At 73.7% G+C, this 10,619-nt stretch carries 7 protein-coding genes; 6 read left to right on the top strand and 1 reads right to left on the bottom strand.

Annotation, left to right across the window (positions count from 1 at the left end; genetic code table 11):
• The 6 genes from infB to ALMP_RS27715 form a co-directional block, all read left to right on the top strand.
• Nucleotides 1-2,049: translation initiation factor IF-2 (gene infB, locus ALMP_RS27740; protein ID WP_264933150.1), on the top strand; the 2,049-nt coding region annotated here is incomplete at its 5' end.
• A gap of 196 nt (nt 2,050-2,245) precedes the next feature.
• On the top strand, nt 2,246-2,539 hold the full coding sequence (locus ALMP_RS27735; RefSeq protein WP_264933149.1) for a DUF503 domain-containing protein: 294 nt from the start codon (nt 2,246-2,248) through the stop codon (nt 2,537-2,539).
• 50 nt (nt 2,540-2,589) lie between these two features.
• On the top strand, nt 2,590-3,039 hold the full coding sequence (gene rbfA, locus ALMP_RS27730; protein ID WP_264933147.1) for a 30S ribosome-binding factor RbfA: 450 nt from the start codon (nt 2,590-2,592) through the stop codon (nt 3,037-3,039).
• On the top strand, nt 3,036-3,941 hold the full coding sequence (gene truB, locus ALMP_RS27725) for a tRNA pseudouridine(55) synthase TruB (protein WP_264933145.1): 906 nt from the start codon (nt 3,036-3,038) through the stop codon (nt 3,939-3,941). Before rbfA ends, truB begins: the two co-directional genes overlap by 4 nt.
• A gap of 404 nt (nt 3,942-4,345) precedes the next feature.
• Nucleotides 4,346-7,870 (top strand): serine protease, encoded by a 3,525-nt coding sequence (locus ALMP_RS27720; RefSeq protein WP_264933143.1) that lies wholly within the window; start codon nt 4,346-4,348, stop codon nt 7,868-7,870.
• Between the two features lie 156 nt (nt 7,871-8,026).
• Nucleotides 8,027-8,974 carry a bifunctional riboflavin kinase/FAD synthetase gene (locus ALMP_RS27715; protein ID WP_264933142.1) on the top strand — a complete coding sequence of 316 codons (948 nt, stop codon included), beginning with the start codon at nt 8,027-8,029 and terminating at the stop codon, nt 8,972-8,974.
• Between the two features lie 75 nt (nt 8,975-9,049).
• Here the strand turns inward: ALMP_RS27715 and ALMP_RS27710 are convergent.
• Nucleotides 9,050-10,619, bottom strand: a 1,570-nt coding sequence (locus ALMP_RS27710) for a MinD/ParA family protein (RefSeq protein WP_264933140.1), incomplete at its 5' end; no start/stop codon positions are given.

Raw genomic sequence — 10,619 nt, 5'->3', positions numbered from 1 at the left:
GGCGGTCCCGGTGGCGCCGGTGGCGGCGGCGGTTTCGCCGGCCGTCCCGGTGGTCCGGGCGGTGGCGGCGGTGGCCGTCCCGGCTTCGGCGGTCGTCCGGGCGGTCCCGGTGGCCGCGGTGGCACGCAGGGCGCCTTCGGCCGTCCCGGTGGTCCCGCGCGTCGCGGCCGCAAGTCGAAGCGGCAGAGGCGCCAGGAGTACGAGGCCATGCAGGCCCCGTCGGTCGGCGGCGTGATGCTGCCTCGCGGCAACGGCGAGACCATTCGCCTGTCGCGCGGTGCGTCGCTCACCGACTTCGCGGAGAAGATCAACGCCAACCCGGCGTCGCTCGTCGCGGTCATGATGAACCTCGGCGAGATGGTCACCGCGACCCAGTCCGTCTCCGACGAGACGCTCGAACTCCTCGCCGGCGAGATGAACTACACGGTTCAGATCGTCAGCCCGGAGGAGGAGGACCGCGAGCTGCTCGAGTCCTTCGACATCGAGTTCGGCGAGGACGAGGGCGACGAGGAGGACCTGGTGGTCCGCCCGCCGGTCGTCACCGTCATGGGTCACGTCGATCACGGCAAGACCCGCCTGCTCGACGCCATCCGCAAGACGAACGTCATCGCGGGCGAGGCCGGCGGCATCACCCAGCACATCGGTGCCTACCAGGTCGCGACCGAGGTCAACGACGAAGAGCGCAAGATCACCTTCATCGACACCCCGGGTCACGAGGCGTTCACCGCCATGCGTGCGCGTGGTGCGAAGTCGACCGACATCGCGATCCTGGTCGTCGCGGCCAACGACGGCGTCATGCCGCAGACGGTCGAGGCGCTCAACCACGCCAAGGCGGCCGACGTCCCGATCGTCGTCGCGGTCAACAAGATCGACGTCGAGGGTGCCGACCCCACCAAGGTGCGCGGTCAGCTGACCGAGTACGGCCTGGTGGCCGAGGAGTACGGCGGCGACACCATGTTCGTCGACATCTCCGCCAAGCAGGGTCTGCACATCGACTCGCTGCTGGAGGCCGTGATCCTCACGGCCGACGCCTCGCTCGACCTGCGGGCCAACCCGAACCAGGACGCGCAGGGCATCTCGATCGAGTCCCGTCTCGACCGCGGCCGCGGTGCCGTGGCGACGGTCCTCGTCCAGCGAGGCACGCTGCGGGTCGGCGACACGATGGTCGTGGGCGACGCCTACGGTCGCGTGCGCGCCATGCTCGACGACAACGGCAACAACGTCGCCGAGGCCGGCCCGTCGACGCCGGTCCAGGTCCTGGGCCTGACCAACGTCCCGGGTGCGGGCGACAACTTCCTCGTCGTCGACGAGGACCGCACCGCCCGCCAGATCGCCGAGAAGCGTGCGGCCCGCGAGCGCAACGCGGCCTTCGCCAAGCGCACGCGCAGGTTCTCCCTGGAGAACCTGGACGCGGCTCTGAAGGCCGGCGAGGTCCAGCAGCTGAACCTGATCATCAAGGGTGACGCTTCCGGTTCCGTCGAGGCCCTCGAGTCCTCGCTGCTCCAGCTGGACGTCGGCGAAGAGGTCGACATCCGCGTCCTGCACCGCGGCGTCGGTGCGGTCACGGAGTCCGACATCGACCTGGCGATGGGCTCGGACGCGATCGTCATCGGCTTTAACGTGCGTGCCGCCGGCCGCGCGCAGCAGATGGCGGAGCGCGAGGGCGTGGACGTCCGCTACTACTCGGTCATCTACCAGGCGATCGAGGAGATCGAGGCGGCCCTGAAGGGCATGCTGAAGCCGGAGTACGAGGAGGTCGAGCTCGGTACGGCGGAGATCCGCGAGGTCTTCAAGTCGTCCAAGCTGGGCAACATCGCCGGTGTCCTCATCCGCTCGGGCGAGGTCAAGCGCAACACCAAGGCCCGCCTGGTCCGCGACGGCAAGGTCATCGCGGAGAACCTCACCATCGAGGGCCTGCGTCGCTTCAAGGACGACGTCACCGAGATCCGCGAAGGGTTCGAGGGCGGTATCAACCTCGGCAACTTCAACGACATCAAGGTCGACGACGTCATCGCGACGTACGAGATGCGCGAGAAGCCGCGCGTCTGACCCACGCGGTACGCGCCGGCCGACGGGACCTGTCCCGCCGGCCGGCGCGCCGCCGTTCCCGGGGCGCGTGGCCCCAGGGACGGTCACAAAAACCCCGTCGAGCTCCGGCCGGTATCGTTGTACCGTTCCTGATGCCCCGTCCCACACGGCCGACGGGGCCATCGATCCCGTACCGGCGGGTGAACCGGTTACACACATGTACGTGGGGACTCTGTCCTTCGACCTCCTCCTGGGTGACGTACGGTCGCTGAAGGAGAAGCGCTCCGTCGTCCGCCCCATCGTCGCCGAGCTCCAGCGCAAGTACGCGGTGAGCGCGGCCGAGGTGGACCACCAGGACCTCCACCGCCGGGCCACGATCGGCCTGGCTCTCGTCTCGGGGGACGCGGAGCACCTGACCGGCGTACTGGACCGGTGCGAACGGCTGGTCGCCGGCCGCCCCGAGGTGGAACTGCTGTCGGTCAGACGCCGCTTCCACGGCGAAGACGACTGACCGACCGGACCAGAGCAACATCAGCAGAAGAAAGAACGGGAGACGGACCAGTGGCCGACAACGCGCGCGCCAAGAGGCTTGCGGACCTCATCCGAGAGGTGGTGGCCCAGAAGCTGCAGCGCGGGATCAAGGACCCGCGGCTCGGCTCCCACGTCACCATCACCGACACCCGCGTCACCGGTGACCTCAGGGAGGCGACCGTCTTCTACACCGTGTACGGGGACGAGGAGGACCGCAAGGCGGCCGCCGCCGGCCTGGAGAGCGCCAAGGGCATCCTGCGCTCCGAGGTCGGCCGCGCGGCCGGCGTGAAGTTCACGCCGACGCTGTCCTTCGTCGCCGACGCCCTCCCGGACACCGCCCGCACCATCGAGGACCTCCTCGACAAGGCGCGCCAGTCCGACGAGAAGGTGCGTGAGGCGTCCGCGGGCGCCGCGTACGCCGGCGGGGCCGACCCGTACCGCACGCCCGGTGACGACGAGACGGACGACACCGCCGAATGAACCGGAAGCACACCGCGCCCGACGGCCTCGTCATCGTCGACAAGCCGTCGGGCTTCACTTCGCACGACGTCGTGGCCAAGATGCGGGGGATCGCCAAGACCCGCCGCGTCGGCCACGCCGGCACCCTCGACCCGATGGCGACGGGCGTCCTCGTCCTCGGTGTGGAGAAGGCGACCAAGCTCCTCGGTCACCTCGCCCTCACGGAGAAGGAGTACCTGGGCACCGTCCGCCTCGGCCAGAACACCCTGACCGACGACGCCGAGGGGGAGATCACCTCCTCCACCGACGCCTCCAAGGTCACCCGGGACGCCATCGACGCCGGCATCGCCAAGCTGACCGGCGACATCATGCAGGTCCCCTCCAAGGTCAGCGCCATCAAGATCGACGGTGTGCGCTCCTACAAGCGGGCCCGCGAGGGCGAGGACTTCGAGATCCCTGCCCGCCCGGTGACCGTCTCCTCCTTCACCGTGTACGACGTCCGCGACGCCGTCGCCGGGGACGGCACCCCCGTGCTGGACCTGATCGTCTCGGTGGTCTGCTCCTCCGGCACTTACATCCGTGCCCTCGCCCGCGACCTGGGCGCCGACCTCGGCGTCGGCGGCCACCTCACCGCCCTGCGCCGCACCCGCGTCGGCCCGTACAAGCTGGACGCCGCCCGCACCCTCGACCAGCTCCAGGAGGAGCTGACGGTGATGCCGATCGCGGAGGCCGCCGCGGCCGCGTTCCCCCGCTGGGACGTGGACGCCAAGCGGGCCCGGCTGCTCACCAACGGTGTGCGGCTGGAGATGCCCGACGCGTACGCGGGCTCCGGCCCGGTCGCCGTCTTCGACCCCGAGGGCCGATTCCTCGCACTGGTCGAGGAACAGAAGGGCAAGGCGAAGAGCCTGGCCGTCCTCGGCTGAGGCCGAGGGCCTGAGGTACCGAAGGCTTGCGGCACTGAGGCGCTGGGGCCTGAGGCCATGCGCTCCTGAGGCCTTGCGGCGCTGAGGTGCTGCGGCGCTGAGGTGTCGCGGCACTGGGGCCTTGCCTTGCGGCCTTGAGGGTGACGGGCTGAGGCAGACCCGGTCGGTCTGCCCGTGGAGCGGCGAGCACGGGGTCCTGCTCGGCCCGCCGCTCCACGGTCCCCCCTCGGTTCCCCCACCCCTAGGGTTATCCAAGGGCCCGCGTTCATTCACCCGTCCGGGCAGGCGCTCGGAGTGAACCGAGGGAGCGTGAGGGGGCGCGTTCGACTCGCGGTCTGTCCGGCCGATCAGCCCAACGCCTACCGTCGAATCCGAGGCACGCGGGCGCGGCGGGAGGTACGGCGATGGCGGAACGGGCCCCGCGAACCGGCGGCGAGAGCCGCACACCCCGGCACGACGCGGCCCTGACCCCGGACACCGCCCCGCCGGCCGACGCCCCCGAGCACACCGACACCGCCGACGGCCCCCGCCCCGACCCCGCCCTGGTCCGCGTCAGCGACCTCGCCGGCCGACCGCGCGGCACCGGTTTCCTCGCCGACCACCACGGCACGGTCGTCACCAGCCACGAGGCCGTCGACGGCCTGCCCCGCCTGGTCCTGTCCACGGACACCGGCCGCTGCTGCGCCGTGACCGCCGACGCCGTCACCCCGCTGCCCGAGCTGAACCTCGCCCTCGTCCGCACCCAAGGCCTGGACGCGGACCCGCTGCCCGTCAGCGTCCGCGACCGCGTCGAGACCGGCACCTACGTCCGGCTGGCGGCCGGCTGCTGGCGCGAGGCACGGGTACTGGCCGAGGCCCCGGTGACGTACACGGCCACCGACCGCTTCCACCAGGTCGGCGACTGCCTGGAGCTGGCGATCGGCACCTCGGGCCGGGACGCGCTGCGGCTCGGCGGAGGCGCGGCCGGCGCCCCGGTGCTGGACGCCGCGACCGGCGCCGTCGTCGCCGTCGTCGGCACCGCCCTGCGCTCCGACCGGCACGCCGCCGGCTTCGCCGTCCCGCTCTGCCCCGCCGCACCCGACGGCCCTCTCGCCGAGCTGCTCGCCCGCAACGCCGCGACCGTCCCCGCCTACGGCACCGACCTCAACCTCGCCGGCGTCCTGGAACTCACCGCCGCCTCCGTCGGCTCGGACGGACCGGCCGACGACCCCTGCGGCCCACCGCCGGTCGAACGCGCCGCCACGGCACGCGAGTTCGCCGCGTTCACCGAGAGCCCGGCGGCCGTCCTCGCCCTCGTCGGCGCACCGGGCAGCGGCCGTACGACGGAACTCGCGGCGCTCGCCGCCCGCCGCGGCCGGGGCGCGCGGCCGGCACCGACGCTGTGGCTGCGCGGCGCCGACCTGAGGGACGAGGACACGTCGGTCTCCGACGCCGCCGCCCGGGCGCTCGCCCGCGCCGCCCGGATCGTGGCCGCCTCCCGGCCAGGCCCGGCCCCCGACGGCCCCTCCCCGGAACGGCTCGCCCACCTCGCCCGCACCGCCGGCCGCCCGCTGCTGCTCCTCCTGGACTGCCCCGAGGAGATGCCCCCCGGCCTCGCCCACCGCCTGACCGAGTGGACCGACGGCACGGCACGGTGGCTGCGGGAGACCGGGACACGGCTGGTCGTGGCCTGCCGGGCGGAGTACTGGGAGCAGGCCGGGGCCCGCTTCCCGGCGGACATGCTGTACGGCCGTACACCCGCCGGAGCGCTGCCGCCGTGCGTCCCGCTCGGCGACCTCACCCCGGCCGAGGCCCGCGAGGCCCGCGCCCGCCACGGCGTCCCGGACACCGCGCTCGGCGCCGCCGACGCCCGCCACCCCCTCACCCTCCGCCTCTACGGAGAGGTCCGCGCCGCCCTCCCCGACGCTGAGGTCGTCCCCGTCGACCGCGACGAGGTGTTCGCCGCCCACCTGGACCTGCTGTGCCTGCGCGTCGCGGTGCGGCTGGCCGCGGAGAACGGCCTGCGCGGCACCGCCGTACGACGGCTCGCGGCGAAGGTGGCCGGGCAGGTCCACGAGGCCGCCCGGCGCTGTCTCGGCCCCGGGCAGGGCGAGCTGGACCGGGCGTCGTTCGAGGCGGTGTTCCCGTGGGGGCCCGCACCGGACCGGCTCGGCGGTGGCACCGGCTGGGCCTCCGCGGTGCTCGCCGAGGGCATCCTCGTGCCGGCGGGCCCCGGCTACCGCTTCGCCCACGAGGAGCTCGCCGACTGGATCCAGGGCTTCCACCTCGATCTCGACGCCGCCCTGCGCGCCCTGGTCCACCGCCCCGGCGCCCCGGACGGCGGCCACCCCCTGCCCGTACCGCACCACCGCGTCGGCCCCGTCGTGCAGGCGCTGCTGCTCCTCGCCCGCCAGCACGGCACCGACCGGCTGGCCTCGAAACTCACCGAGCTGACCGACGCGCTGGAGACCGACCCGCGGTCCTGGTGGGCGGCCCGGCTGCTCGCCCGGACCCTGCCGCACGTCCCGGACGCCACCCCGTACACCGCCGTGCTGCGCAGGCTGGCCGACCTCGTGGTGGGACGGCGGGACGGCGGGGCGGGGGAGTTCGCGCCCGGCTTCTGGACCTCCCTGCCGCTGCCGGTCGACGTCCGTCTCGACCTGCTGCGCCGGCTGGTCCTCGCCGACTCCGCCCCGCAGGCCGCCGACACGCCCCGCTACCTCGACGCCGTCGCCGCCGAACTCGCCGCCGACGCCACCGCCGTACAGCCGTGCCTCACCCGCTGGTTCGACGACGAGCGGCCGCTGCCGGCGGCACCGCACGCCACCGTGGCGACGGCCGCGCAGGCGCTGCTGCACACCCACCGCAACCGGGCCCTGGACGACCTCACGGAGGCCCTCGTCGACTGCGCGCACCCGCGGGCCGACGAACTGCTCGCCGTCCTCGCGGAGGACGAGCCCTCCGCGCTGTGCCGGGCCGTGGACCGGTGGGCGCGCGACGAGCGGCCGACCCGGCGGGTCGCGGCCCTGGCCCACGCGCTGCGCGCCGCACCTCGGATCCGCACCGACGCCGACCGCGACCTGCTGCGCCGCGCGGCCCTCGCACTGCTCGCCCGCCCCGCCGACACCTCCCTGCACGGCGGCGCGCTCGCCCTCCTCGTCCGCGACCCGCACACCCGCTCCCACCACCTCCCGCAGGCGCTGGAGCGGTTCGCGGCGGGCGACCCGCAACTGCCGCCGGACGCGCTGCTGACCGCCCTCGCCACCCATCCCGAGCCGGTCCTGGACGCCGTCCGCGCCCGGCTGCGCCGCACCCGCGCCGACACGGCCCGGCTGCTGCGCGCGCTGGCCGACGCCACCCCACCCGCTCTGGCGCGCCGGGTCGTCCCCGTGGTCCGGGAGGCCCTGGAGACGCACCCGGAGAGCGCCGGGGACATCGCGGCGTACGTCGACCGGCGCCTCGACGAGGTCCCATGCCCCCGCGACGTCCTGTTTCCCCTGGTCAGCGGCCTGCTGGACGGCGGTCCCGCGCCGGTGCGGGCCGCTCTGGCGGCCGTCCTGGCCGCCCCAGGGGCCCCTGCTCCCGGGGCTCCGGCCGTTGGGACCGCCGACACCCCTCGCTCCCGTCCGCTCCGCCGTGAACTGCGGGAGTTCCTGCTGGACCGCGAGGACGACCCCGCCGTCCTCGACGCCCTCCTGCACGGCGCCGCCCAGCACAGCGGGGAGGAGCTGCGCGACCTCGTCCACCGCACCGGGCTCCTGCTCGTGCGCACCCCCGACGGCGCGACCCGCTTCGACCGCGGTCTGGTCGACCTCGGCCGTCATGTCCCCGGCTTCGCCGCGCAGGTCGCGGGCTGGCTCGCCCGGGAGCCGGGGGAGTGGGCCGTGGTGGTCGGCCCGAGCGCCCGCCGCATGATCGAGAACCTGGCGGGGGCACGGGTGCCCGTGTGACGCGGAGGAGATCCCCGGCGCACGTGCGTCGGATCACAGCCCCCATGCCGATGCGGGCCGCGCGCCCGTGGCATGGCACCCTTAGACCTGCGTAAGCGGTCAACGCGGTCAACGGAACACGAAAAAACACGGACACGGGTTCGAGGAGCGGTCACAGTGCAGCGCTGGCGTGGCTTGGAGGACATCCCCGAGGACTGGGGGCGCAGCGTCGTCACCATCGGCTCTTACGACGGGGTGCACCGCGGCCACCAGCTGATCATCCGGCACGCCGTGGACCGCGCCCGTGAGCTGGGCGTGCCCTGTGTCGTCGTCACGTTCGACCCGCACCCCAGCGAGGTCGTCCGCCCCGGCAGCCATCCGCCGCTGCTCGCCCCGCACCACCGCCGCGCCGAGCTCATGGCGGAACTGGGTGTCGACGCGGTCCTGATCCTCCCCTTCACCACGGAGTTCTCGAAGCTCTCGCCGGCCGACTTCGTCGTCAAGGTCCTCGTCGACAAGCTGCACGCCAGGGCCGTCGTCGAGGGCCCCAACTTCCGCTTCGGCCACAAGGCCGCCGGCAACGTCGAGTTCCTCGCCGAACAGGGCAAGGTCTACGACTTCGAGGTCGAGGTCGTCGACCTGTACGTGCGTGGCACGGCGGGCGGCGGCGAGCCCTTCTCCTCCACCCTGACCCGCCGTCTGGTCGCCGAGGGCGACGTGGCGGGCGCCGCCGAGATCCTCGGCCGCCCGCACCGCGTCGAGGGCGTCGTCGTGCGCGGCGCCCAGCGCGGCCGTGAACTCGGCTTCCCCACCGCCAACGTCGAGACGCTCCCGCACACCGCGATCCCCGCCGACGGCGTCTACGCCGGCTGGCTGCACGCGAACGGCGAGGCGATGCCCGCGGCGATCTCCGTCGGCACGAACCCGCAGTTCGACGGCACCGAGCGCACGGTGGAGGCGTACGCCATCGACCGCGTCGGCCTCGACCTGTACGGCCTTCACGTCGCCGTCGACTTCCTGGCCTTCGTCCGCGGCCAGGCCAAGTTCGACTCCCTGGACGGCCTGCTGGAGCAGATGGCCGAGGACGTGAAGCGCTGCCGCGAACTGGTGGCGGCCGAGGGCTAGTTCCTCGTCGGGAACACGAAGGGCGGCCGGTGCGGGATGCACCGGCCGCCCTTTCTCTTCGCTCCCCGCCAGGGGCTACCGCTGCGGAGGCGGGGGAGGCGGAGGCGTCTGCGGGTACGGCTGCCCGGCCTGGGGCGGGTAGGGCTGTCCCGGCTGCTGCGGCGGGTAGGGCTGCGCGGGCGGCTGCCCCGGCTGCCCGGGGTGGGCGTACGGCTGGCCCGGCTGGGGCGCCTGCGGGTACGGCTGGCCGGCCTGCGGCGGGACAGGCCCACCCGGCACCGGCTGGCCCGGCATGGGCTGTCCGGGCAGCGGCTGGCCCGGCAGCGGCGGCGCGGCCACCGGCGGCGGGTTGCCGTCGCTGGTCCACAGGCCGTGCATCTGCTGGTGGCGGACGAAGTCCTCCGCGACCATCGCCGCGAGGGTGAAGTACGCCTCCCGCACCTTCGGCCGCATCATGTCGAGGTCGACCTCCGCGCCGGCCGCCAGATGCTCGTCGAACGGCACGACCACCACACCCCGGCAGCGCGTCTCGAAGTGCGACACGATGTCCTCGACCTTGATCATCTTGCCGGTCTCGCGCACCCCCGAGATGACCGTGAGGGACCGCGACACCAGCTCGGCGTATCCGTGCGCGGACAGCCAGTCCAGCGTCGTACTGGCGCTGCTCGCCCCGTCCACCGACGGCGTGGAGATGATGATGAGCTGGTCGGCGAGGTCGAGCACCCCGCGCATGGCGCTGTACAGCAGACCGGTGCCCGAGTCGGTGAGGATGATCGGGTACTGCTTGCCGAGCACGTCGATCGCGCGCCGGTAGTCCTCGTCGTTGAAGGTCGTCGAGACGGCCGGGTCGACGTCGTTGGCGATGATCTCCAGGCCGGAGGGGGCCTGCGAGGTGAACCGCCGGATGTCCATGTACGAGTTGAGGTACGGGATCGCCTGGACCAGGTCGCGGATGGTGGCCCCGGTCTCGCGCCGCACCCGGCGGCCGAGGGTGCCGGCGTCCGGGTTGGCGTCGATCGCGAGGATCTTGTCCTGTCGTTCGGTGGCGAGCGTCGAGCCGAGCGCGGTGGTGGTGGTCGTCTTGCCCACGCCGCCCTTGAGGCTGATGACCGCGATCCGGTAGCAGGACAGCACAGGCGTGCGGATCAGCTCCAACTTCCGCTGCCGCTCGGCCTCCTCCTTCTTCCCGCCCAGCTTGAACCGGGACCCGCCGGCGGCCGGACGGCTGCTCTTCGGCTTCTGCTTCTTGTTGTTGAGCAGCCGGTCGGAGGACAGCTCCACGGCCGCCGTGTAACCGAGCGGCGCGGCACCCGGGTTGACGGGCTGCCGCTGGTCGTGCTGCATCGGCTGCGGCCAGGCCGCACCGGCACGGGGGTCGACGGGCGGCACCGGCCCCTGGGGGGCTTGGGGCGCCTGGGTCGCCGGCGGCTGCGGGAAGCCGTAGCCGCCGGGGGGCGCCTCGGGGCCGGCGGTGGGCTGGGGGATCTGCGGGGCCGGGGGCTGCGGGGCCTGGGCCTGCGGAGGTTGTGCCGGGAAAGCCTGGGGGGCTGCCGCGGGGGGCTGCCCGTCGGCCTGCTGCGGAATACCGGGGTGCTGCGGCGGCTGGGGTGCCTGCGGGGCCGCAGGCTGCGGGAAGCCGTAGCCG

This window comes from Streptomyces sp. A012304, assembly GCF_026008495.1.
Lineage (GTDB): Bacteria > Actinomycetota > Actinomycetes > Streptomycetales > Streptomycetaceae > Streptomyces.
This window is presented reverse-complemented; position numbering and strand designations above follow the sequence as displayed.

What these genes read in the sequence shown, in the direction of transcription:
- truB (WP_264933145.1), top strand. Translation starts at nt 3,036, where the DNA reads ATGAACCGGAAGCACACCGCGCCCGACGGCCTCGTCATCGTCGACAAG.
- ALMP_RS27720 (WP_264933143.1), top strand. Translation starts at nt 4,346, where the DNA reads ATGGCGGAACGGGCCCCGCGAACCGGCGGCGAGAGCCGCACACCCCGG.
- ALMP_RS27735 (WP_264933149.1), top strand. Translation starts at nt 2,246, where the DNA reads ATGTACGTGGGGACTCTGTCCTTCGACCTCCTCCTGGGTGACGTACGG.